Genomic DNA, 25,082 nt, shown 5'->3' with positions numbered 1-25,082 from the left:
AATTATGAAAACGTTAGCAGCACAAGTGATTACTCCGGAAGATTTATTGAAACATTGGCAAGGACATCGCGCCTTAACACGTAGAGTGATCGAATTATTTCCAGAAAAAGATTTCTTTGAATTTTCGATAGGAGGAATGCGAACTTTTGCAAAATTAATCGAGGAGCTTTTGGCTATTGCATCGCCGGCCTTAAAAGGAATTGTAAACAGAGAAGTTAAGCCTTTTGCAGAGGGTGAAGAAAAATTAATTTTCAAAGCGCAATATCTTGAAAAATGGGATGAAGCCACTGAAGAAATCAATCAGAATTGGGAAAAATTAACCATAGAAGATTTTAACGAGACTTTTAATTTATTTGGTCAATATGAATTTCCGATTATCCAGAATATTTTATATTTTATTGATAACGAAGTGCATCATCGTGGTCAGGGATATGTGTATTTACGTGCTTTAGGTATCGAACCACCTTTTTTCTGGGAGAGATAAATTTAATTTACCATTAAGATATTAAGTTTCATTAAGGCTAAAAACTTAATTTTCTTAATGTCTTAATGGTTTATAAATACAAACAGTGTTTTTTATAAAAGACGCTGTTTGTTTATTTCTAATAATTCCAGAATTCGGATTTTCAAATTTTCGGGTTCCAATATTGTTGCATAATCTCCAAACATTAAAAACCAACGTGAAAATCCTTCCAATGTGCTACACATAAATGTCATTTCTGTTTTATCTCCAATTGTTTTTTCCGAAACAAAACCATAATATTTTCGGTCGTTTTTCAAATATTTTCCAATTTTTCGATCAATCAAAATCCTGATTTTGGTAGTGGAAACATTTTTATCTTTATCCAAATAGGTTTCTAAAGCATCGTGTTCTATCGAGAAAGGAATTTCGGTTTTCTTGATTTCATGAACCCGATCAGTCCGAAACTGACGATAATCTTTCCGTAAATGACAATAGCCTAACATATACCAATTGTTATTGTCGTGGAAAACTCCAACAGGCTCAATATTTCGCATTGTAATTCCTTCCGATTGAATAGCTTCATACGACAGAATTACCTGTGTTTTTTCGGCAATACTTTCAAAAATAGTAGCTAAAGTATTAGGCGATTTATCATTAAAAAGCTGTTCTGAAGACTGCATTAAAATATTCGATTCAATGCTGGAAACCCAATCCTTATCATCACTTCGAAGTACGGCTTTTAACTTGTACATTGCCGAAGCGTAATGATTGCCAAGAGTAACATCGGTAAATTTTTGCATTAATTTTTCGGCGGCAATAAAGCTACTGGCTTCTTCACGCGTAAACATAACCGGAGGCAACCGATAACCTTCCATCAAAGCATAACCCACGCCTGCCTCACTATAAATAGGAACGCCCGAAGCTTCCAGCGTACGAATGTCACGATAAATAGTGCGTAAACTACAATCAAACCGATTAGCCAATTCCTGTGCTTTTACAATCTTTTTGGACTGTAATTGAATCAAAATAGCAACAATACGGTCAAATCGTTTTGGGGTTTCGTCCATTTTTTAGAAGGTTCTGAGTTACTAAGCTTTTGAGAAGCTAAGATACATTTCAAAAATGTAAAACAGAAGTACTTCTACTTATTGTTTCTTTTCCAAATTTCTGGATTTCTGGAAGTGTGAAAAATTGCGAATACTGTGACTGTTTTAGTTTCTTCATTAATTTCATAATGAATAAGAAAAGGAAATTTTTCAATTTTTCGACAGCGAATACTATTGTATTTTATTGAAAACAGATAAGGATCTTTTTTTAAATCATTAATTTGCTTCTTGGTTTGTGTTTTGTAGCGTAAACCTAATCCTTTTAATTGTAATTCATACCATTCAAAAGTATCTTGAATATCTTTGAATGCATCTTCATCTATTTTTAAATGATAACTCAATTAGTTATAGATTTTTAGAAACTTCATCCCAGTCCAAAAGTCTTTTAGGATTTGCTTTGGATTTCGCCATTCTATCTAAAACTATTTTTTGATGTTCAACAGGGATTTCTATATTATCATTCCAAATAACATCATTAATTTTTAATCTGTCTTTAGGTGACAGTTGTTTAATAGCTTCAATCAATTGATTGAGGCTCAAATCGATATTTAGTTTTATAGTTTCCATAATAACAAAGTTAGTGAAAAAAATATTCAAAATAATCTAAACAAAAAAACCTGACAATTTTCATCATCAGGTTTTCTCTTTATTCTATATTCTTTTCTCTGCTTTCTAGAAAAAAAATTAATCATTTAATTTAAGTACAGCCATAAATGCTTCTTGAGGAATCTCTACGTTTCCTACCTGACGCATACGTTTTTTACCTTTTTTCTGTTTTTCTAAAAGTTTACGTTTACGCGAAATATCCCCACCGTAACATTTTGCAGTAACGTCTTTACGAAGTGCTTTGATGGTTTCACGAGCAATAATTTTAGCTCCAATCGAAGCCTGAATCGGGATTTCAAATTGCTGACGCGGAATTAATTCACGCAATTTTTCACACATCTTTTTACCAATAGTATAGGCGTTATCAGCGTGAATTAATGCTGAAAGCGCATCCAGTTGATTCGCATTTAGCAAAATATCCATTTTAACTAATTTTGATTCTCTCATTCCTATTGGAGAATAATCAAATGAAGCATATCCTTTAGAAACCGTTTTTAATCTATCGTAAAAATCGAATACAATTTCAGCCAATGGCATATCGAAATTTAATTCAACACGTTCGGTTGTCAAATAGGTTTGGTTTGTAATTTGTCCACGTTTTTCAATACACAAACTCATTACGTTACCCACAAAATCAGCTTTGGTAATAATTGTTGCTTTGATATAAGGCTCTTCTACGCGGTCTAACTTTGTAGCATCAGGTAAATCACTAGGGTTGTTTACTATGATGGCTGTATCTGGCTCTTTTTTAGTGTAAGCCAAATAAGAAACGTTAGGAACTGTGGTAATTACAGTCATGTTAAATTCACGCTCTAAACGTTCCTGAATAATTTCCATGTGCAACATTCCTAAGAATCCACAACGGAAACCAAAACCTAAAGCTGCAGAACTTTCGGCACTAAATACTAATGAAGCATCATTTAACTGCAATTTTTCCATCGAAGCTCTAAGGTCTTCGTAATCTTCGGTGTCAACCGGATAAATTCCGGCAAATACCATTGGTTTTACATCCTCAAAACCAGTAATCATATTAGTGGTAGGAGTTTTAGCATCGGTGATGGTATCTCCTACTTTTACTTCTTTGGCTTCTTTGATTCCTGAGATTAAATAACCAACATCTCCTGTTGAAATCACATTTTTAGGAACTTGGTTTAATTTCAGTGTTCCTACTTCATCAGCAAAATATTCATTGCCTGTAGCCATGAATTTAATTTTTTGACCTTTTTTGATTTCTCCGTTCATTACACGGAAAATTACCTCAATTCCACGAAACGGATTGTAGTGAGAATCGAAAATCAAAGCTTGTAAAGGTTCTTCTTTTTCTCCTTTTGGAGCAGGAATTTTTTCGATAATGGCAGCTAAAATGTTTTCAACACCAAAACCGGTTTTTCCCGAAGCATGAATAATATCTTCAAGTTTACAGCCCAATAAATCGATAATATCATCGCTTACCTCTTCAGGATTAGCTGATGGTAAATCTACTTTATTCAAAACCGGAATAATTTCCAGATCATTTTCTAAAGCCAGATATAAATTCGAAATAGTTTGCGCCTGAATACTTTGTGCAGCATCTACAATTAAAAGTGCACCTTCACAAGCAGCAATAGATCGGGAAACCTCATAAGAGAAATCTACGTGACCCGGAGTATCAATTAGGTTTAGAATATATTCTTCGCCTTTGTATTTATATTCCATTTGGATTGCGTGACTTTTAATCGTGATTCCACGCTCACGTTCCAGGTCCATATTGTCTAGTAGTTGAGCCTTTTCTTCACGAGCCGTAACGGTTTGAGTTGCCCCAAGTAAACGGTCAGCCAGGGTGCTTTTTCCGTGGTCAATATGCGCAATAATGCAAAAATTTCTAATATGCTTCATCTTCTGTATCTGTCAATTTTAAAACCAAATGCCATAGCATTTAAGCTGCAAAGATAAGCTAAAGTTTTTAACAATTTGCGAATTTGAAATTCATTAAATTTTGGAAATTATTTAACCAAAATTAGAAATTTAAGCACTGAATTTTAGCTAACTTTGTTAACCCAAAATTCTAAAATCTTTCCTTTGAATTACGATAAATTAAAAGCAAAACTGGAAATTTTAGCCGATGCAGCCAAGTATGATGTGTCCTGCTCTTCCAGTGGTGGAAATCGTAAAAATACTAACAAAGGTCTTGGAGATTCGTCAGCGTCTGGAATTTGTCATACCTATACTGAAGATGGACGATGTGTTTCATTGCTAAAAATTTTGCTGACTAATTTTTGTATATACGATTGTGCTTATTGTGTTACCAGAAAAAGTAACGACATTGAGCGCGCTGCTTTTACTGTCGAAGAAGTGGTCGATTTAACCATCAATTTTTATCGAAGGAACTACATTGAAGGTTTGTTTTTAAGTTCCGGAATTTTCAAAAATGCCGATTATACGATGGAACGTTTGGTTCGTGTTGCTAAAAAATTACGTTTGGAACATAAATTTAACGGATACATTCATCTAAAAAGTATTCCTGGAGCGTCCGATGATTTAATGCGTGAAGCGGGTTTATATGCCGATAGATTGAGTATGAATTTAGAAATTCCTACCGAATCGGGGTTGAAATTATTGGCGCCTGACAAAAATCATCAGGATATGATTAAGCCAATGGGATTTGTGAAAAATGAGCTCATTCAATACAAAGAAGAAAAGAAAAAATTTAAGAGCACGCCAAAATTTGCTCCGGCAGGACAAAGTACGCAGGTGATTGTAGGCGCAACACAGGAAAATGATTTTCAAATCATTCACGTTGCCGATCATTTTTATAATAATTTCAACATGAAGCGAGTGTATTATTCGGGTTATGTGCCTATTTCTAATGATACACGATTGCCTGCTATTGGGACACAAGTTCCGTTAATTCGTGAAAACAGATTGTATCAGGCCGACTGGCTGATGCGTTTTTATGGTTTTAAAGCCAATGAAATTTTGGAAAAATCAAATCCGTTTCTGGATTTAGAAGTCGATCCAAAAATGGGTTGGGCTTTACGAAATATTACTCAATTTCCAGTAATTATTCAGCATGCACCTTTAGAAATGATTTTGCGTGTTCCGGGAATTGGAGTAAAATCGGCACACAAGATTGTTCATGCCAGAAGATTTCAAAATTTAACGATGGAACATCTTAAGAAAATAGGAGTTTCGGTAAATCGGGCCAAATATTTTATTTCGGTTAGTAATGAAAATACGCATTTAAAATTCCTGGAAGCCTTGAATCTAAAAGAAATTATTCTGACAGACATGAAGTCCAAATTCGAAAAACCGTTTGATAACCAATTATCGCTACTCAATGACGCTGCTTTCTTACGATAGTACTTTTGAAGGTTTTTTGACCGCCATTTTTGAGATTTACGAGTTCAAATATTCGAGTCCAAAAATTATTAAGGCAGAGAATAATCAGCAATATTTATTTGCAAGCTCAATCGAAATTATAACCGATAATGTAAAATCAGATCGGGTAATTAAAAAATTAAATTCACAATTAGGAGCTGAAGGTGTTCGAAATTTGATTTATACTTTTCTTTCTGAAAAGGAAAATGTAGAAGATTTATTGTTTGATGTAATTAATTATTCGGTAGAAAATCCTGGAGTTAATGTGCTGAAAAATTATTCCAGAGATTCGGTTTTGCAAATTGCACAAATAACAAAAAGTGTTGGGCGAGAAAAACACCGAATGGAAGCTTTTATTCGATTTGAACAATTGAAAGACGGAATTTATTTTGCTAAAATTGATCCCGATTTTGATGTTCTGACTTTAATAATCCGGCATTTTAAAAACCGTTATCAGGATCAAAAGTGGCTCATTTATGATTTACGAAGAAAATATGGAGTGTATTATGATTTAAATGATGTTGAAATTGTTTCGATGGATTTGGACATAAAATCTTTAAATGATAAAAACAATCAGGTGTTTTCAGAAACTGAACTTAATTACCAGAAACTTTGGTGGGAATATTTTGATCACACGAATATTAAGGAGCGAAAAAACAGCAAACTTCACTTACAACATGTGCCAAAACGCTATTGGAAATACCTTACTGAGAAGAAAATTTTTTAGAATTGTATGAAAGCCGTATTTTTGCAGCAAATTTCAGAAGATGATTAAGATAGGCAACATAGAATTACCGGATTTCCCACTGTTACTTGCACCAATGGAAGATGTGAGCGATCCGCCATTTCGTCGTTTGTGTAAAATGCACGGAGCTGATATGATGTATTCTGAATTTATTTCTTCTGAAGGTTTGATTCGTGATGCGATTAAAAGCCGAATGAAACTGGATATTTTTGATTACGAACGTCCTGTTGGAATTCAGATTTTTGGTGGTGATGAAGAAGCAATGGCACTTTCGTCAAAAATTGTTTCTACTGTAAATCCGGATTTGATTGATATTAACTTTGGTTGTCCGGTAAAAAAAGTAGTTTGTAAAGGTGCCGGTGCCGGAGTTTTGAAAGATGTCGATTTGATGATTCGTTTAACGAAAGCTGTTATCGACAGTACTCATTTGCCTGTTACGGTAAAAACCCGTTTGGGTTGGGATGATAGTTCGATTAACATCGATGAGGTGGCTGAGCGTTTACAGGATATTGGTGTTGCCGCTTTGAGTATTCATGCTCGTACCCGTGCCCAAATGTACAAAGGTCATTCAGACTGGTCGCATATTGCAAGAGTGAAAAACAACCCAAGAATTACGATGCCAATTTTCGGAAATGGAGATATTGATTCGCCTGAAAAAGCATTACAGTATAAAAACGAATACGGTATCGACGGAATCATGATAGGTCGTGCTGCTATTGGTTATCCATGGATTTTTAACGAAATCAAGCATTATTTTAAAACTGGTGAACATTTAGCAAAACCTACAGTTGCCGACAGAGTAGAAGCTGTTCGCAATCACTTAACCTGGGCAATGGACTGGAAAGGTGAGCGATTAGGAATTGTTGAAACCAGACCGCATTATACGAATTATTTTAAAGGAATCCATTCGTTTAAAACCTACAAACAAAAATTAGTTACGCTGGATCATCCTGAAGAGTTATTTGCTGTTTTAGATGAGATTACTCAGGCTTATGCAGGTTACGAAGTGGTGTAAAGAATGAAAATTATAATTTCTAATCCAACAACTTTTTACTCACACGACTACTGGCTATTAATGAAGCGATAAAGCCTAGAGAAACAATTGTAAGCATAACAATTAGTACATTTTCTATCGAAAAAACTACTGGGTAAGCTAGTGTTGGAGTTATCATGACCCATTCAAAATGTTGTTGTAAAAGTACAATTACGATTCCAAGGGTCAATCCGATAAGGCCGCCAAAAAGACTTAGTAAAGTGCCTTGTAGCAGGAATATTTTGCGTAAGTTTTTAATTTCAACTCCCAGATTAAAAAGTGTTTTTAGATTTCCTTTTTTGTCAAGAATCATCATAATCAAAGCTCCAATCAGGTTAAAAAGCGCCACAATTATTACAAGAGTAAAAATTAAATACACAGCAATATTTTCGGTATTCAGCATTTTATAAAGCGATTCATTGAGTTGTGCTCTGTTTTTTACCGTTACTTTTCCTTTAAAAATAGTATTTAACTGATTGATAATTGCAATTTCATCGGCATTAGGTTTTTCTTTAAGTTCAATTCCCGAAATTTGATTGCTTTTGTATTCTAATAATTCCTGAGCTAAGCCTAAGTCAGCAAAGACGTATTTAGAATCCAAATCTTCGTTAATCGCATAAATTCCTACCGGGAAAATCTCCGATTTATTAAAAGCATCTTCGGCACTTTCAATAGTCCCTTTACCTGCTTTTGGAACTAAAACTTCCAGATGTTTGTTGAAATCCAATAATCCTAAGGAAAGTTTTTGAACAAAACCAAAACCTACAACCACCTGAAGCGTGTTTTTTTCAAGCCATTGTCCGTTATAGATAATTTTATTGACATCGTTAACTTTATTGTAGTTGGTGTCAACACCTTTAAGATAAGTTACTTCTTGTTTATTATCAAAAGTAAATAAAACACGTTCTTCAATAATTTTAGAATAAGAAACAACGCCATTTATTTTCCTTATTTCAGCTTCTTGTTCAGGTGTAATAAAAAAAGATTTACCTAAAGTGCTCGAAATTTTTAAATCAGGATCAATGTCATTACTAAACGAAAGACTAAAAACTTTCAATCCGCTAAAAACCGATAAAACCACGAATAAAGCCATAGCGCCAACAATAATTCCCATACTTGCGATACGGTTAATAATGTTAATAGCGTTGTTTTTGCTATTGCTACGAATGTAGCGTTTGGCTATGTAAAGTGGAAAATTCAATTGCTAAAACTGTCTTCTTTTTTCTAATAAATCCCTGTTTTCAATTGGATTTTCCTGGTTTTTCAAAGCGTTGTCAATTTTTTCGATATAATCTAAAGAGTCGTCAATAAAGAAAACCAGATTAGGAACCCGGCGTAATTGTTTACGAACGCGTTGTGCTAAATCGTGTTTAATCAATGTAGTATTCGATTTAATTCCGTTTAAAGTTTCTTGCGCTTTTTCCTGAGGAAAAATGCTTAAATATACGGTAGCCACAGATAAATCAGTAGTCACCGATACCTTAGATACCGAAATAACTAAGTTACTAACACCATTTTTTCTCACTTCACCCTGAAGAATATCCACCAAATCTTTTTGGATAACTCCGCCTATTTTTTTTTGTCTGTTTGTTTCCATACTGCAAAAATACTACTTTTAAGCATTAAAAATGCAATTTTATAGTTTCTGATTTTTTAGGAGCTATTTCCCGTTATCCGCTCTATCTCTTGTATTTGCTAACGCAATACAAGAGGATGCCGCTTCTACCGGGGCTAGGGTTTTGGGTAATCAACAACAAAAACTTATGCAAAGACACTCTTTTTCAATATACGACGCTTCGGCAGGTTCCGGAAAAACCTATACTTTAGTCAAAGAATACCTGAAAATCATTCTGACTTCCCCAAAGAATGATGCTTATCGTAATATTCTGGCCATTACTTTTACCAATAAGGCGGTACACGAAATGAAAAGCCGTATTGTGGGCAGTTTGTCTGAATTTGCTAAGGATGAACCTTCTGTAAAAGCTCAGGATTTAATGCGGGATTTGGCTATAGCTACCCAACTTTCGCTGATTCAGATTAAAACTAAATCACAGCAAATTATCAAGCATATTATTCATAATTATGCAGCTTTTGATATTTCGACTATTGATAAATTCACACATAAAGTCATTCGTGCTTTTGCACACGATTTGAATTTACCGATGACTTTTGAAGTGACTTTGGACACCGAAAATTTATTGACTGAAGCCATAGATGCCATTATTGCTCAGGCGGGTGAAGACGAAACTCTAACGAAGTTGCTCATCGATTTTACGATGGAAAAAACCGATGATGATAAATCCTGGGATATTTCGAGAGAAATAATGGAAACAGGAAAATTGGTTTTGAATGAAAATAATCGAAATGAGATTCTGCAATTTCAGGATAAAACTATAACTGAATTTGTTGAAATTAAAAAGAAATTAATCGCCGTTTGTAAGGATTTAGAAAAAGAAAACGTAGTTTTTGCCGAAAACGCATTGCTTTTAATTGATAATAACGGAATTGATGTAAAATCATTTTCAGGAGCTTATTTTCCTAAACATATTCAAAGTATTGTAGATGGAAAATTTAATCCAAAAAATAAAACCTACCACGAATTTGAGGATATAAAAATTAATAAAACGGCTAAGGATCGGGCTATAATCGAAAATCTAATTCCGGAACTTTTGCAAATTATGGAAACGATTTATGAAAATTTCGAAAAAAGAGATTTTTATAAAGCTTTCCTTAAAAATATAACCCCACTTTCATTGTTGAACACGGTAAGTAATGAATTGGCTAAAATTCAGGAAGAGCAAAATGTACTTTCAATATCTGAATTTAATGCTATCATTCATCGCGAAATTCAAAACCAGCCAGCTCCTTTTATATACGAACGACTGGGCGAGCGTTACCGTCATTTTTTTATTGATGAGTTTCAGGATACGTCGGAGATGCAATGGCAAAATCTGATTCCGTTGATTGATAATGCACTTTCAGGTCAGGACGATTATGGAAATAAAGGAACTTTAATGATTGTTGGTGATCCAAAACAATCGATTTACCGTTGGCGTGGCGGAAAAGCTGAACAGTTTATAGAATTAAGTAAGGAGGTAAATCCGTTTAACAATCCAGATAAAAAGTTAGAGCATTTAGATAAAAATTATCGTTCCTATTCGCAAATAATAGAATTCAATAATGATTTCTTTAGATTAATTTCTTCTGAATTTGAGCATTTAGATTATAAAAATTTATATGAAAACCACAGTTATCAGCATACAAATGATAAGACAGGAGGTTATATCAATATTTCTTTTATCCCAAAAACTGAGGTAGCTGAAGACAATGAAGAAGAAGTTTTGGATAAGACAGAATTGTATGTTTTGGCTACTTTAAATACTATTCATAAAGTTTTACAAGAAGGTTTTCAATATAAGGATATTGTGATCCTGACCCGTAAAAGAAGTGAAGGAATTGCAATTGCAAATTATTTGACGGAGCAAAATATTCCTTTGTTGTCTTCAGAAACTTTAATGATTCAAAATGCAACTGAGGTACGTTTTATCATTCATCTTTTAAAATATCTTAAAAATAATGCCGATTTAGAGTCGAAAGCCTTTTTCTTGTATTATGTTGCCGAAAATATTCAGGATCAATTAGCTGTTCATGATTTTATTGCAAAAGGAATGGAACAGAGACAAGAAGCCGATTTTGAAAAATGGCTTATGCAATTTGATATTTCGCTTTCATTTCAAAACATTCGAAAAAAGTCGCTTTATGAAGCGGTTGAGATAATTGTTTCAAAGTTTCTTTCTAATACTAATCAAAAAGGGAATGCTTATATTCAATATTTCTTAGATATTGTTTTAGAGCGTGATGTACGAAATCAGGCCGGAATAGCTGATTTTTTGGTTTTTTGGGACAAAAATGGAGAGAAATTCAGTATTCCTTCGCCGGAAGGAAATAATGCGGTTCGAATTATGACCATTCATAAATCGAAAGGATTAGAGTTTCCGGTGGTAATCATGCCTTTTGCTGAGGAAGATTATAATAGAAAACCAAAAGATAAATTGTGGCTCGATGCAGAAGAAATGGACTTAGGTTTGCCAAAGGTATTGATTGATAATAGTAGTGCTGTAGAAGGATTTGGTGAAGGAGCTAAATCAATTTATGACCAAAAAAAGCAAGAGGAATTATTAGATAATGTTAATGTGTTGTATGTTGCTCTAACTCGTGCAGAAGAACAATTATATGTTATTTCGAATATGAATTTGTCTAAAAAAGGTGAAATTCCTAAAAATAACATGTGTACTTTTTTTATTAATTATTTGATGAATAAAGGAGTTTTTGAGGAGGAGTTGTTTGAGTATGAATTTGGAAATAAAACTAAAATTTCATCAGCAAGTAAATACCTTGATACATCTAAAAATATTGGAATTGTTGAGCAAACATTAGACCCTAAGAATATTAAAATTGCGCAAAAAGAAGCTTTAATGTGGGGAACACATCAACAGGAATCTATTGAGTATGGAAATGTAATTCATGAAATCTTATCTTTTGTAAAAACAAAAAATGATGTTGGTTTAGCTATAAGTAGAGCTATTGAAAATGGTTTGATAAATTCAACTCAAAAAGATTTGGTTTTTAATACGATTCAGGAAATCGTAAATCATAACGAATTAAAAGTCTTTTTTACAGAAGAAAATGAAGTTTTAAATGAACAAACCATTATTCAAAAAGCAGGAAGAATTATAAAACCGGATAGAATGGTGATTACAAAAGACAAAAAAGTTCTTTTATTAGATTACAAAACTGGAGTTCATAATTCAAAATATCAGAAACAGTTACAAGACTATCAGGATGCGATTGAGTTAATGGGATTTTATGTTGAGAAAAAAATATTAGTATACATTAGCGAGAAAATAGAAGTTAAACACTTTTAAATAAATTACGAAAGAAAAAACCTTAAAATTTTATTTTTAACAGAAAAAAACTTGTTATTTTTTTAAATTTTTTCAAGTTAATTTATATAATATGATACGACCAAATTTCCTTTGATTGTATTGAGTTTTCTTACTATTTTTTATAATTTTTTTACTGCATTTGATAAGTATCAATATGGGAATTATATAAGGTTTTTTTAACATTCTGTTTTGTAATTCAATAATTAGGAGTTACTTTTGTTAATAATTAACTAAATTGTAATTAAAAAAAATAAGTATGAAACATCTAAACAAACTATTTGTTGCTGTAATGATGGTGATGGGGATAAGTTCTCAGGCACAAGACAGTAACAATCCGTGGGCAATTGAATTTGGAGTAAATGCGGTTGATACAAAAACAAGCGCAGGTGGTGGTAACAACTGGTTGGATCGTCATTTTTCACAACCATTTGATGTAAAAAATAACTGGAATATTCTTCCTTCTGTATCTTACTTAAGTGTATCTCGTTACATTGGTAGTGGTTTCTCTTTTGGACTTCAGGGTTCGGTTAATAAAATTGATAAATTAGTTACTTTCAATCCTACTGCTCCAGGACATGATTCTCGTGGTTATGTTGTAACTAATCCAGGAGACTTAATGTATTATGGAATTGATGGTAAAGTGAGATATAGTTTCATGGAGCTAATTAATTCTAAAGTTGTTGATCCAAGTTTACACTTAGGTGGAGGATATACTTTCTTAGGGGATAGTAGCTTTGGAACTGTAAATGCTGGTGCAGGATTAACTTTTTGGTTTACTGAAAATGTTGGTTTAGCACTTGGAACTTCTTACAAGAAAGCATTTGATAATGATAATCCTTTAGTACGTTCTCACTTTCAACACACAGCAGGTATTGTTTTCAAATTTGGAGGAAAAGATACTGATGGTGATGGAATATATGATAAAGATGATGCTTGTCCGGAAGTTGCTGGTTTAAAACAATTCAACGGATGTCCAGACACTGACGGAGATGGAATTGTTGATTCTGAAGACGCTTGTCCAGAAGTTGCTGGTTTAGCAGCATTTAATGGTTGTCCTGATACTGACGGTGATGGAGTAGCTGATAAAGATGATGCTTGTCCGGATGTTGCTGGTTTACCTTCTTTAAAAGGTTGTCCTGATGCTGATAACGACGGAGTGGCTGATAAAAATGATAAATGCCCTAATGTTGCTGGTCCTAAAGAAAATGCAGGTTGTCCTTGGCCAGATACTGATGGAGACGGAGTAGCTGATAAAGATGATGCTTGTCCTAATGTTGCTGGTCCGGCTAGTAATAAAGGTTGTCCAGAAGTAACTCCAGAAGTTATGGATCAATTAAAATCTCAAGCTAGATTTATTTACTTTAATTCTGGTAAATCTACATTCAAAGATGCTGATGTTCCTAAGAGATTAGATGCAATGGCTGGTGTTCTTAAAAACTATGCAAATTCTGAGTTCTTAATTGAAGGACATACTGATAGCGATGGTTCTAATGCATTTAACCAAAAACTTTCTGAGGCTAGAGCTGCTGCAGTTTCAAATGCATTGATTGAAAGAGGTGTTTCTGCAAGCAAAATTAAATCAGTTGGATACGGTGAAACTATGCCGGTTGCAACTAACAAAACTGCTGCTGGTAAAGCATTAAACAGAAGAACTGAAGTGAAATTAATCAAATAATTTCTTCTAAATAATTATAGGAAACGCCCCGATTTATCGGGGCGTTTTTTTTATTTTTATAAAATGATAAATACTACTTTTTTAGATAAAATCGCTCAGGTTTTAATCGAAAAATATTCAGAGAAATTAGCAAACACAATTGTGGTTTTGCCTAATAAACGTGCTAAGATTTTTTTGATTGAAGCGCTTAAGAAGCAAGTTGATAAAAATATTTTTGCGCCAAAAATTATTAGTATCGAAGATTTTATTCAGGATATTGCAAAGATTCGGGCTATCGATCCTATAGAATTACTGTTTGAATTTTATGAAGTGTATTTGTCTGTAACGGATAAATCAAACCAGCAATCGTTTGAGTTGTTTGCAAATTGGGCTAAAACATTATTGCAGGATTTTAATGAAATTGATCGCTATTTACTGGATTCAACTCATGTTTTATCTTATTTGAAAGATATTGAAGATATTAAAAAATGGGGGATTGAAGTAGAAAATAAAACTACATTACTTGAAAAATATATTGATTTTTGGAAATTATTACCGCTTTATTACCAGACATTATACAGTCATTTGCTAAATAAAGGAGTAGGTTATCAAGGATTAATTTACCGTGAAGCAGTTCGGAATTTGAATCATTTTTCAAATACTATTAATGAAGAACAGTTTGTTTTTGCCGGTTTTAATGCTTTAAATGCATCTGAAGAAAAAATTATCCAACATCTTATTGCTGATAATAAGGCTCAGATATTTTGGGATGCCGATCAGGTTTTTTTAAATGATCCTTATCATGATGCTGCTTTGTTTTTACGAAGATTTAAGGAAAATTGGAAACATTATAAGTCAAATCCTTTCGAATGGATTGTAGATGATTTTTCGCAATCAAAAAATATCCAGATTATTGGAACACCAAAAAGCATTGGTCAGGCCAAAATTACAGGAAGTATTATTGAAAATATTATTAATGAAAATCCAACGACTTCATTAGACAAAGTGGCAATTGTTCTAGGAGAAGAAAATCTTTTAGTTCCGCTTTTATACTCTCTGCCATCAACAGTTGGAGCATTAAATATTACTATGGGGTATTCGGGTAAAAATAATCCAGCTCAGATATTGATTGCTAAATTATTTAAAATGCATACAAATGCTTTGTCCAGAAATGCAAAAAGTTATGTGTTTTATTATAAAGATGTTTTAGATGTTTTGACACATCCTTTGGTGGAACCTTATGCTCAAACTACTGCATTGGTAAACCGAATCAATAGTAATAATTATACTTTTATCAGTTATCAAAAGCTGATAGAATTAAATGAAAAACCAACGGACTTATTTTTGTTGTTATTTCAAAAATGGGAAAATGGTTCAATTGCTGTTTTAGAAACAGTGTCAAAATTATTATTGACAATAAAAAATAATTTGAGTAATGATAATGAAGAGGAAAAAATAGCCAAGACCTTTGTTTTTGCCATTTTTAAAGTAATTAATAAGCTGATTAATTATTATTCGAAACATCAGCATATTGATAAAATAGAAACTCTTCATGCTATTTATAAGCAAGTAATTGATTTGGTCGAGGTTTCTTTTGAAGGAGAACCATTAAGTGGTTTGCAAATTATGGGAGTTCTGGAAAGCCGTGTTCTTGATTTTGATACCGTCATTGTGACTTCAATGAATGAAGGTAAATTTCCGGCAGGGAAATCGCAAAACTCTTTCATTCCGTATGATGTGAAACGAGAATTAGGATTACCTACTTTTAAAGAAAAAGACGCTATTTATACCTATCATTTTTATCATTTATTACAAAGAGCAAAGAATATTTATTTGCTATACAATACCGAAAGTGAAGGACTCGATGCCGGAGAAAAAAGCCGATTTATTACCCAGTTAGAAGTCGAAAAACAGGCAAATCATAATGTGTCACATGAAATTTATAATGCTGTTTTACCTGAAACTGCTTATAAGCCATTAGTAATTGAAAAATCATCATCGGTAATGGAACGGTTGAGAATAATTGCTAATGAAGGTTTTTCGCCATCGGCATTGACGAGTTATATACGAAATCCAATTCAGTTTTATTTTCAGAAAATTTTGCGAATTAGAGAAGTAGAAGAAGTAGAAGAGAATATAGCTTTGAATACTTTAGGAACGATTATTCACGAAACTTTGTTGGCTTTATATACGCCTTTTATTGGGGAATTCATTTCTGAAAAAGATATTGAAAACTGTTTTAGTCTTATTGATGCTGAGGTTTTAAAACAATTTAAGCTTGTTTATAAAGAAGGAGAAATTAAAAAAGGACGTAATTTGCTTGCGTTTGAAGTAGCTAAACGTAATGTTTCAAATTTCCTGAGAGTAGAATTAGTAAGTATAAAAGACGGTGATGCCATTAAGATTATTGCTTTAGAAAAAACATTCGAACGTACTTTGAATCATCCCGGTTTACCATTTCCTGTTTTGATAAAAGGAAATGTAGATCGAATTGAAGAGCGTAACGGAAATATTCGAATTATTGATTATAAAACAGGAAAAGTCGATAAAACAAATGTGATTTTAAAATCCTGGAACGGATTAACGCAGGAAATTAAAAGCGATAAAATTATTCAGGTTTTAGCTTACGCTTTTATGTATGAACAAGAGGCTAACGGGAAGCCTATTGAAGCAGGAATTATATCTTTTAAAAATTTAAAATCGGGTTTTTTACCTTTTGTTTTCAAAGAAGATAAAGAGATTCAGCAGATTATAAATAATGAAATAATGACTAATTATCTCGAACAAATTGTATTATTACTAAAAGAAATTTTAGATGAAACGATTCCGTTTGAGGAAAAAGTCTAGAGTTTTTTGAAGAAATCTAATAGTACCTGAGTCAATTCTGGTTCGTTTTCAATATGGCTCATGTGTCCGTCAGGGAAAGTGATTAATTGAACTTCGGTGTCTTCAATTTGTTCTATGGTTTCTTCATAATTTAACACAGGATCTTTTTTGCCAAGAATCAGCATTTTTGGGTAAGGTGTTAAATGCAGCAAAACTTCGCGATCCATACGGATTTTCATTCCTTCTAGTGAAGCAACAATTCCTTGTAAGGGTGTTTTTAAAGCTTCAGTTTTTACTAATTCAATATTTCTTTTAAATCTTTCTCGGTTTTCTTCGCTAAATAAATTCGCAATTGACAAAGAAATAAAGTTAGAAAAAGATTGTTTTACAGCTTTAATCGCCCGATCCCGGTTTGCTTTTCTTTCGTCGCTGTCGGCTCTGGAAGTAGAATTTAATAAAACCAGTCCTTTTACGTAATCCGGAAATAATTCGGCGAAAGCCAAAGCAACATAACCGCCCATGGAGTGCCCTACAAATATGGCTTTACGAAGATGTAGTTTGTTTAAAACAGCATGAACTACATCGGCATTGTCTTCCATAGAATGAATATATCCCATACATTCTGTTGCGCCATGACCTAATAAATCAATAGTAATCACCCGATTTTTTTTAGCAAAAGTTTCAATGTAGGTATTCCACATTGTTTGGTTTTCCAGAAAACCATGAAGTAAAACTACAGCGGTTCCTTTTCCAATATCTGTGTATGAAATTGTGGTGTTTTTATATTTTATCTGGCTCAATTGACTATTTGTTTATGCAAAAATAAGATTTTATAAAGGATTTCAAATAAGATATAAGTTGTATTAGAAATTCATTTTTTGATATTTTTAACGCTAAAAGCAATAAATGTTATTTTAAATGAGTCTTAATTATTGGTGTAATTCATTTAATTTATATAAATTTGCACCATTATTATTGATAACAATGAAGCAAATTAGTGATTTAACAAGTAACGTTTTATTTGAAACTGAAAAAGGTTATACTTACCAATGTGATACAACTGATAGTATCGTTGTAAACTTTGTTGACACTGTTTCCAGCTATAAAGTTCAGGATTTCTTGATTTTTCAAAGAAAAGTGAACAGCGTTGATATTATGAATATGCTTTATGATTTATCAGATCAGTCAGATGCACAATTGATCGAAACTACAAAGAAAAATTTCTCACGTAATCTTACCATTTGCGAAATAGTTCAGCTTAGAGAATTATTAAATGGAACTAAATTTACCCTGAGTTTGAATTCAATGCTTTGCGATGTATTAATCGCAAACTTAGCTTGATTTTACTTAGAATAAATTCAAATTTCTCATAGGTTTGCTCATATCGTTTAAGTTTTTGTAATTTTGAATTATAAAATCTAAACGTCATGAAAGATCTACTAAGAAATACTACTTCCCTGTCAGAAGGAATCGAACAAATATTAAACTTACAAGCTAAAATTGAAAGCGATGCTTCTAATAAGTATTTAGCTATGGCAGCTTGGTTAGACAGAAACGGATACGCTAATACAGCTGAATATTTATACAAACAAGCTGAAGAAGAGCGTGAGCACTTTTTAAAAGTTTTTAAATATATTACAGATATGGGTGGAATTGCAATTACACCTGCTGTTGCCGAAGTGCAACAGGAATTTGCTTCTTTTAGAGAAGTATTTGAAATTGCTTTGCAAAATGAAATCGCTGTAACTAAAGCAGTTAATAAAGTAATTGCAAAATGTAGAGCAGAAAATGATTATGCTACAGAAGATTTCATGATGTGGTATGTTGCTGAACAAAGAGAAGAGGAGAAAAACGCACGTAGAGCTTTAGAGTTTTTCGAATTAATCAATGAAAATGAAGCAGCAGGAAAATTTGCATTAGATGTGCAAATTGCTAAAATTGGAGAATAAACCAAGTAATAAAGTTGAAAAGATCCCTTAATGATGAAAATTGTTAAGGGATTTTTTATTGGTTAATCTTCTGTGAATCATATAATTAATTTAGGTAATTGTGTAATGTTTTAAAAATATATGATAGTAAATTTGATTAGAAATATTAAAACTAAATATCATGAATCTTAAAAGATTTTTCGGAGGATTACTTACAATTTTAGGTATTGTAGGTTTAATTTATACAGCTGTATTGTTTACCGGGACGTCTGGAGAAACTAGAGATGTAAAAGCATTAATTGTTTATGGAATACTTGGAATTGTATTTTTCATGTCTGGTATAAGTCTAGTTCGTAGTACTAAAGATGAGTCATAAATTTCTTTTTTAGATGTAGAAAATAAAAGACGGTTTATAATTTATTGTGAGCCGTTTTTGTTTTATTTATATGAACTGAGTACTTAGTACTGAGTACTGAGAACTAAAAACGGAACACTAACTGTTCATCAAACTCTCAATTTCTTCCACTTCAATCGGGATATTTTTCATCAAATTAAATGCTTCACCTTTTTCCTGAATAACAACATTATCCTCAATACGAATTCCGAAACCTTCCTCTGGGATGTAAATTCCTGGCTCAACGGTAAAAACCATATTAGCCTGCATAGGTTCGTGTAATAATCCGTAATCATGGGTGTCTAATCCCATGTGATGTGAAGTCCCGTGCATGAAATATTTTTTATAAGCTGGCCAATCGGGATTTTCGTTCTGAACATCGGCTTTGTCTAAAAGTCCTAAACCTAATAATTCTGACGACATGATTTTACCAACTTCTGTCTGGTACTGTTTCCAGAGTGTTCCCGGAGTCAGCATTTTTGTAGCTTCATTTTTTACTCTTAAAACAGCGTTGTAAACTGCTTTTTGTCTTTCGGTAAAACGTCCGGAAACAGGAATGGTTCGGGTTAAATCACTGGAATAATTAGCATATTCAGCAGCAACATCGAGTAATATTAAATCACCTTCTTTACATTGTTTATTGTTTTCGATATAATGTAAAACATTAGCATTATTTCCTGAAGCAATAATTGGCGTGTAAGCAAAACCTTTGGAACGATTGCGAATGAACTCGTGAATGAATTCGGCTTCGATTTCATATTCCATCACATTAGGTTTTACAAATGAAAGAATTCTTCTAAAACCTTTTTCGGTAATATTACAGGCATGCTGAATTAAATCTAATTCTTCGCTTTCTTTTACTGAACGAAGTCTTTGTAAAATAGGATTACTTTTGGCAACAGCGTGAGCTGGGTATTTTTCTTTCCACCATTTTACAAAACGTGCTTCGCGGGTTTCGGTTTCAATTGCAGCACGATAATGTTCGTTAGTATTAATGTAAATCGTTTCGGAATACGACATTAATTCTGCCAATACCTTTTCGAAATCTTGCAACCAGTGAACCGTTTTAATTCCTGAAACAGCAAAGGCTTCTTCTTTAGTTAATTTAGCTCCTTCCCAAATGGCAATTAATTCGCTGGTTTCTTTTAAAAATAAAATCTCTTTTTGGTGCTCGTAAGGAGCATCCGGGAAAAGCAATAAGATACTTTCTTCCTGATCGATTCCGCTTAGATAAAAAATATCACGATGTTGTGCAAATGGCAAAGTACTGTCGGCACTAACGGGATAAATATCATTAGAGTTAAAAATCGCAACACTTTTAGGCTTCATTTGAGCTGTAAATTTGCTGCGGTTTTTTATAAATAAGTTACGATCAATTTGATGGTATTTCATTTTGCGGAATTTTAATAGTTAAAGCTGCTTGCTTTTGTAATTTTAGTCACAGATTAGCACAGACTAAAATAGATTGAATCAGTTTCTTTATAAATTAATTAACCGCAAATTCGCAAATTAAAAATAATAATTTGTGAATTTGCGGTTAATTTTTTTTGACAAAGATATTTTGTCTAAGTCTTAAAATATAGCTTTTACGAATTTAATCAATCCATTTGTAATAGCGGGCCCCCAGTAAATTTGGGATTTCGCTTTCTATCCGGTCTAAAACCCATTCGTTTTTTGGAGTTTGAATAGATTGTTTTTGCTCTTTTTTGTGTAGTTTCTCGTAAGTTTCAAAATCAATTTCGAAACTTTTTTCTAAGGTTTCAAAAAGATTGATATTTGAAATTACTGCTTTCCATTCGGGCTGAATCGTTCCTTCAAATACTTTCGATTTAGATCCGCTTCCATAAGCAAGGAATCCAAAAGTATTTCCTGAAATTTCTTTTTTCGAATCATAAAAATGTGCCAGAGTCGAAAGAAATCCCATAAAAATTGAACCTGTATATAAATTTCCAATTAATGAAGAAGCTAATTCGGCTGGCATTAATTTTTCTTCGACAAAAGTTTTATATTCTGCAGATTTGCTGGTTTCTTTTAATTTAGTTTGGTATTCAGCTGGAGTTTCGTTACCAGTAATTACTGAATTTTGTGCATCCAAAGTATAAATCTCAGATAGCATTCTGCGTCCTTGAAATGAATAAGGCAGGTGCATGATGATACTGCTCCATGAATTGTATAAAGTAGCAGAAGTTTCTTTTAGTTTCTTAAATGAAAAATAAGCATTTCTTGTTCGATCCATATAACATTGGTTCGAATATTGTCCGTCAAAAACAGGTTGGTCTTTGTGGATTTCGATTTTGCTTTCCAGATTGTCAAACCAAACATCATTATTTGCATTTCCTGTAATGGCTTCTTTAGAAACTGTTCTAAAAGGTTTGAAAAAATCAAAAACACCTTTAGTATTTGTTGCCCAATTGTTTTCGAAAGCAATAATTCTTGGATTGACTGTGATTAACATTGCTGTTGCTCCAGCGCCCTGAGTGTATTCGCCAGTCGAATTCAAATCGTATTTTGCAAAATCAGTAGTGACTACAATTGCTTTTTTATTTGGATTTAATTTGATGAAGTCAAGACAGTTTTGCATAGCATCGACACCGCCAATACAGGCAAAAGTAAAGTCAACCACATCACATTCGGATAAAGTATTTTCTCCAAATTTTTGTTCCATCAGGTCAACAAGAAAAGAACCAACAGGTTTAGCACTGTCAATAGCGCTTTCGGTTCCAACATATATTCTTGCAATCTCGTTTAGGCCTATTTTGTTGTCCTGAATAAGTTTTGTCAACGCATTTGCAGCAAAAACAACCGTATCCTGATGTGTATCCGGCAATGTCATTTTAAGTAATCCGAGTCCTTTTTCTAGTTTTTCGGGTTCTATATTTCTGGCTTCTGCCAATGTTTTTATGGGTAAATGTAGTTTAGCAACGTCAAATGAGATTGCGTCAATTCCTGTTTTCATTTTCATTTTTTTAAGACCGTAAAGATAAAATGACGCTTTGAAAAAGCTGTTTTTTTTAGTACACAAAATAGCGTGATTTTGTGTTTTTTGTTGATTTTAAAGAATTTGAAGTTTAAAATTATTAAATGTGTAATTTTTATGCTTTTGATTGGTAATAATTTATTGGTTTTTGTGAGTTTTTTTCTTCTATTGATCAAAATAAAATTATTTATAATATTGTATATCAGTAATTTAACTTTATTTTTAGGCTTAAAAACTGCTGTTTTTTAACAAAAACTTTATAACGTTTCTAAATAAGAGCGAAAAGGTTGTAGTTACCTACTAATTGAATTATTTTTGTGTACTTTTTAAATTATATTCTAAAATATTATGGCAAAATCTGGATTATTGAAATCGTCAATAGCAAAAAAAGTAGCTATGGCACTTTCAGGACTTTTTTTGATGTTGTTCCTAGCGCAGCATTTTTTAATCAATTTGACTTCGGTAATTAGTGCCGACATTTTTAATGCGATGTCTCATTTTATGGGAACGAATCCTTTGATTCAATTTGTTATTCAGCCAATTCTTATTGTAGGTGTTATTTTTCACTTTATCATGGGATTTGTTTTGGATATTCAAAACAAAAAAGCAAGACCAATAGGATATGCAAGTTATAATGGAGCTGCTAATGCAAGTTGGGCTTCTCGTAACATGATTATTTCAGGTTCAGTAATTTTGGCATTTTTAGCATTGCATTTTTATGATTTCTGGGTTCCGGAGATTGTATATAAATATGTAGAATTCAATCCAGCTGATGAAACGAGATATGCTCATGAATTAGCTGAGAAATTTGTAAGTCCGGTTCGTACTGGTTTATACAGTTTGTCATTTGTATTGTTATCATTACACTTACGTCACGGATTTAGTTCTTCTTTTCAATCAGTAGGAGCAAATAATAAATATACTAAAGGAATGAAAAATTTCGGGTTATGGTTTTCTGTAATCGTTCCTTTAGGATTCGTATTTATAGCATTATTTCATCATTTCAATCATTAATATTCAATTATAATGGCATTAGATTCAAAAATTCCAAATGGTCCAATTGCGGACAAATGGACAAATTATAAAGATCATATTAATTTAGTAAACCCTGCTAACAAGCGTAATTTAGATATTATTGTTGTTGGAACAGGTTTAGCTGGGGGTTCTGCAGCTGCTACTTTAGCAGAATTAGGATATAACGTAAAAGCATTTTGTTTTCAGGATTCACCACGTCGTGCGCACTCTATTGCAGCACAAGGGGGAATCAATGCAGCAAAAAATTATAAAGGAGACGGTGACTCTGTTTACAGATTGTTCTACGATACTGTAAAAGGAGGAGATTACCGTGCTCGTGAGGCAAACGTACACCGTTTAGCTGAAGTTTCTGCTAATATTATTGACCAATGTGTGGCTCAAGGGGTGCCATTGGCTCGTGAATATGGCGGATTATTGGACAACCGTTCTTTTGGAGGAACTTTGGTTTCCCGTACATTTTATGCACAAGGTCAAACAGGACAACAATTATTGTTAGGAGCTTATTCTGCAATGAACCGTCAAATTGGTCGTGGAAAAATTAAAATGTACAACCGTCACGAAATGCTTGAATTAGTAGTTATTGACGGAAAAGCAAGAGGTATTATCGCTCGTAACTTAATTACAGGTGAAATTGAAAGACATTCAGCTCACGCAGTTGTTATTGGTTCTGGAGGATACGGAAACGTTTTCTTCTTGTCAACTAATGCAATGGGATCGAATGCTACTGCAGCTTGGAAAATCCACAAAAAAGGAGCTTTCTTCGCCAACCCTTGTTATACTCAAATTCACCCAACATGTATTCCGGTTTCAGGAGATCACCAGTCAAAATTAACTTTGATGTCAGAGTCTCTACGTAATGATGGACGTATCTGGGTTCCTGCTAAATTAGAAGATGCTCAGGCTATTCGTGAAGGAAAGAAAAAAGCAACTGATTTAGCTGAGGCTGACAGAGATTATTTCTTAGAAAGAAGATATCCTGCTTTTGGTAACTTAGTACCTCGTGACGTTGCGTCTCGTGCTGCTAAGGAAAGATGTGATGCCGGTTTTGGTGTTAACAAAACAGGTGAGGCAGTTTACTTAGATTTTGCTGCGGCTATTCAACGTTACGGTTCTGAAGCAGTTTATGTAAAAGGTTTAGATGTTAATGATAAAGCTTTAGTAACTAAATTAGGAACTGAAATCGTAAAAAGTAAGTACGGTAACTTGTTCCAAATGTATTATAAAATTGTAGACGAGGATCCATATACAACCCCAATGATGATTTATCCTGCGGTTCACTATACAATGGGTGGAACATGGGTTGATTATAACTTAATGACTACTATTCCTGGATGTTTCTCAATTGGAGAGTCTAACTTCTCAGATCACGGTGCAAACAGATTGGGAGCTTCTGCTTTGATGCAAGGTTTAGCTGACGGATACTTTGTATTGCCTTACACAATTGGTGATTACTTAGCTCCGGACATCAAAATGGGACCTATCTCTACTGACAGACCTGAATTTGAAGAAGCTGAGAAAAGCGTAAAAGAATTGATTGCTAACTTTATCAATAATAAAGGAACGCATTCAGTTGATTATTTCCACAAAAAATTAGGTAAAATTATGTGGGATAAAGTAGGTATGGCTCGTAACGAAAAAGGATTGAACGAAGCTATTGTTGAAATTGCTGCTTTACGTGAAGAGTTTTATAAAGATGTAAGAGTACCTGGAACTGATAAAGAATTCAACCAAGAATTAGAAAAAGCAATTCGTGTTGCCGATTTCTTAGAATTAGGAGAATTGTTTGCTAAAGATGCTTTACACCGTAATGAATCTTGTGGTGGTCACTTCCGTGAGGAGTATCAAACAGAAGAAGGAGAAGCACTTCGTGATGATGATAACTTTGCTTATGTTGCAGCTTGGGAATACAAAGGAAAACCAAGTGATGCAGTATTACACAAAGAACCATTGAATTACGAAAACATTAAATTAGTTCAACGTAGTTATAAATAAAAGTATAAGAGTTAAGGGTT

Annotated in this window: 21 protein-coding genes; 12 read left to right on the top strand and 9 right to left on the bottom strand. The window is 33.1% G+C overall.

What is annotated here, in order from left to right; all coding sequences use genetic code 11:
* Positions 1–4 precede the first annotated feature (4 nt).
* Positions 5–484 carry a DinB family protein gene (locus FEM21_RS08685; protein WP_035659578.1) on the top strand — a complete coding sequence of 160 codons (480 nt, stop codon included), beginning with the start codon at positions 5–7 and terminating at the stop codon, positions 482–484.
* 92 nt (positions 485–576) lie between these two features.
* Here FEM21_RS08685 and FEM21_RS08680 read toward each other — a convergent pair whose 3' ends face one another.
* The 4 genes from FEM21_RS08680 to lepA all read right to left on the bottom strand — a co-directional run bounded on the left by FEM21_RS08680 (position 577) and on the right by lepA (position 4,050).
* Positions 577–1,530, bottom strand: a complete 954-nt coding sequence (locus tag FEM21_RS08680; RefSeq protein WP_035659577.1) for a helix-turn-helix transcriptional regulator — start codon at positions 1,528–1,530, stop codon at positions 577–579.
* 74 nt (positions 1,531–1,604) lie between these two features.
* Positions 1,605–1,910, bottom strand: a complete 306-nt coding sequence (locus tag FEM21_RS08675) for a type II toxin-antitoxin system RelE/ParE family toxin (protein ID WP_035659575.1) — start codon at positions 1,908–1,910, stop codon at positions 1,605–1,607.
* A 4-nt stretch (positions 1,911–1,914) separates the two neighbouring features.
* On the bottom strand, positions 1,915–2,136 hold the full coding sequence (locus FEM21_RS08670; RefSeq protein ID WP_035659572.1) for an addiction module protein: 222 nt from the start codon (positions 2,134–2,136) through the stop codon (positions 1,915–1,917).
* Between the two features lie 117 nt (positions 2,137–2,253).
* The gene (gene lepA, locus FEM21_RS08665; RefSeq protein ID WP_035659570.1) at positions 2,254–4,050 is read right to left on the bottom strand and encodes a translation elongation factor 4; all 1,797 of its coding nucleotides are present in this window, start codon (positions 4,048–4,050) and stop codon (positions 2,254–2,256) included.
* A gap of 183 nt (positions 4,051–4,233) precedes the next feature.
* On the opposite strand from lepA, the gene FEM21_RS08660 reads away from it, so the two are divergent.
* Genes FEM21_RS08660 through dusB form a run of 3 tightly spaced genes read left to right on the top strand, consistent with a single transcriptional unit; the run spans position 4,234 to position 7,292 of the window.
* Positions 4,234–5,514 carry a putative DNA modification/repair radical SAM protein gene (locus FEM21_RS08660; protein ID WP_035659755.1) on the top strand — a complete coding sequence of 427 codons (1,281 nt, stop codon included), beginning with the start codon at positions 4,234–4,236 and terminating at the stop codon, positions 5,512–5,514.
* On the top strand, positions 5,468–6,259 hold the full coding sequence (locus FEM21_RS08655; protein ID WP_236353584.1) for a TIGR03915 family putative DNA repair protein: 792 nt from the start codon (positions 5,468–5,470) through the stop codon (positions 6,257–6,259). Before FEM21_RS08660 ends, FEM21_RS08655 begins: the two co-directional genes overlap by 47 nt.
* A 40-nt stretch (positions 6,260–6,299) precedes the next feature.
* Positions 6,300–7,292: a tRNA dihydrouridine synthase DusB gene (gene dusB / locus FEM21_RS08650; RefSeq protein WP_035659566.1), complete on the top strand. Its 993-nt coding sequence runs from the start codon at positions 6,300–6,302 to the stop codon at positions 7,290–7,292.
* 19 nt (positions 7,293–7,311) lie between these two features.
* Here the strand turns inward: dusB and FEM21_RS08645 are convergent, their stop codons facing one another.
* Together FEM21_RS08645 and rbfA are read right to left on the bottom strand one after the other, a co-directional pair.
* Positions 7,312–8,511, bottom strand: coding sequence for an ABC transporter permease (locus tag FEM21_RS08645; RefSeq protein ID WP_035659565.1), 1,200 nt, complete (start codon positions 8,509–8,511; stop codon positions 7,312–7,314).
* A gap of 3 nt (positions 8,512–8,514) precedes the next feature.
* Positions 8,515–8,907: a 30S ribosome-binding factor RbfA gene (rbfA, locus tag FEM21_RS08640; RefSeq protein WP_035659564.1), complete on the bottom strand. Its 393-nt coding sequence runs from the start codon at positions 8,905–8,907 to the stop codon at positions 8,515–8,517.
* 166 nt (positions 8,908–9,073) lie between these two features.
* Between rbfA and FEM21_RS08635 the strand changes: the two genes are divergently transcribed.
* The 3 genes from FEM21_RS08635 (at position 9,074) to FEM21_RS08625 (ending at position 16,757) form a co-directional block, all read left to right on the top strand.
* Complete coding sequence (locus FEM21_RS08635) at positions 9,074–12,235, top strand: UvrD-helicase domain-containing protein (RefSeq protein ID WP_035659563.1); 3,162 nt, start codon at positions 9,074–9,076, stop codon at positions 12,233–12,235.
* A 277-nt stretch (positions 12,236–12,512) separates the two neighbouring features.
* A complete protein-coding gene (locus FEM21_RS08630) occupies positions 12,513–13,931 on the top strand; it encodes an OmpA family protein (RefSeq protein WP_035659561.1) in 1,419 nt (472 codons plus the stop codon).
* A 63-nt stretch (positions 13,932–13,994) separates the two neighbouring features.
* Complete coding sequence (locus FEM21_RS08625; protein ID WP_035659559.1) at positions 13,995–16,757, top strand: PD-(D/E)XK nuclease family protein; 2,763 nt, start codon at positions 13,995–13,997, stop codon at positions 16,755–16,757.
* Here FEM21_RS08625 and FEM21_RS08620 read toward each other — a convergent pair.
* A complete protein-coding gene (locus FEM21_RS08620; protein WP_035659558.1) occupies positions 16,754–17,536 on the bottom strand; it encodes an alpha/beta fold hydrolase in 783 nt (260 codons plus the stop codon). The two genes, FEM21_RS08625 and FEM21_RS08620, sit on opposite strands and share 4 nt — an antisense overlap.
* A gap of 118 nt (positions 17,537–17,654) precedes the next feature.
* On the opposite strand from FEM21_RS08620, the gene FEM21_RS08615 reads away from it, so the two are divergent.
* The 3 genes from FEM21_RS08615 to FEM21_RS08605 all read left to right on the top strand — a co-directional run bounded on the left by FEM21_RS08615 (position 17,655) and on the right by FEM21_RS08605 (position 19,040).
* The gene (locus tag FEM21_RS08615; protein ID WP_236353581.1) at positions 17,655–18,077 is read left to right on the top strand and encodes a hypothetical protein; all 423 of its coding nucleotides are present in this window, start codon (positions 17,655–17,657) and stop codon (positions 18,075–18,077) included.
* An 86-nt stretch (positions 18,078–18,163) separates the two neighbouring features.
* Positions 18,164–18,685: a ferritin gene (locus tag FEM21_RS08610; RefSeq protein ID WP_035659554.1), complete on the top strand. Its 522-nt coding sequence runs from the start codon at positions 18,164–18,166 to the stop codon at positions 18,683–18,685.
* A 160-nt stretch (positions 18,686–18,845) separates the two neighbouring features.
* Positions 18,846–19,040: a hypothetical protein gene (locus FEM21_RS08605; RefSeq protein WP_035659552.1), complete on the top strand. Its 195-nt coding sequence runs from the start codon at positions 18,846–18,848 to the stop codon at positions 19,038–19,040.
* Positions 19,041–19,157: 117 nt separating this feature from the next.
* Here the strand turns inward: FEM21_RS08605 and FEM21_RS08600 are convergent, their stop codons facing one another.
* Positions 19,158–20,450 carry an aminopeptidase P family protein gene (locus FEM21_RS08600; RefSeq protein ID WP_035659550.1) on the bottom strand — a complete coding sequence of 431 codons (1,293 nt, stop codon included), beginning with the start codon at positions 20,448–20,450 and terminating at the stop codon, positions 19,158–19,160.
* Positions 20,451–20,652: 202 nt separating this feature from the next.
* Positions 20,653–22,014: a hydroxymethylglutaryl-CoA synthase family protein gene (locus FEM21_RS08595; protein WP_035659754.1), complete on the bottom strand. Its 1,362-nt coding sequence runs from the start codon at positions 22,012–22,014 to the stop codon at positions 20,653–20,655.
* 369 nt (positions 22,015–22,383) lie between these two features.
* Here FEM21_RS08595 and FEM21_RS08590 point away from each other — a divergent pair, with 369 nt between their 5' ends.
* Together FEM21_RS08590 and FEM21_RS08585 are read left to right on the top strand one after the other, a co-directional pair.
* Positions 22,384–23,049: a succinate dehydrogenase cytochrome b subunit gene (locus tag FEM21_RS08590; RefSeq protein WP_035659548.1), complete on the top strand. Its 666-nt coding sequence runs from the start codon at positions 22,384–22,386 to the stop codon at positions 23,047–23,049.
* Between the two features lie 12 nt (positions 23,050–23,061).
* Positions 23,062–25,062 carry a fumarate reductase/succinate dehydrogenase flavoprotein subunit gene (locus FEM21_RS08585; protein ID WP_035659547.1) on the top strand — a complete coding sequence of 667 codons (2,001 nt, stop codon included), beginning with the start codon at positions 23,062–23,064 and terminating at the stop codon, positions 25,060–25,062.
* Positions 25,063–25,082 lie beyond the last annotated feature (20 nt).

Origin of the sequence: Flavobacterium seoulense, from assembly GCF_000695795.1 — a bacterium.
GTDB lineage: Bacteria > Bacteroidota > Bacteroidia > Flavobacteriales > Flavobacteriaceae > Flavobacterium > Flavobacterium seoulense.
This window is presented reverse-complemented; position numbering and strand designations above follow the sequence as displayed.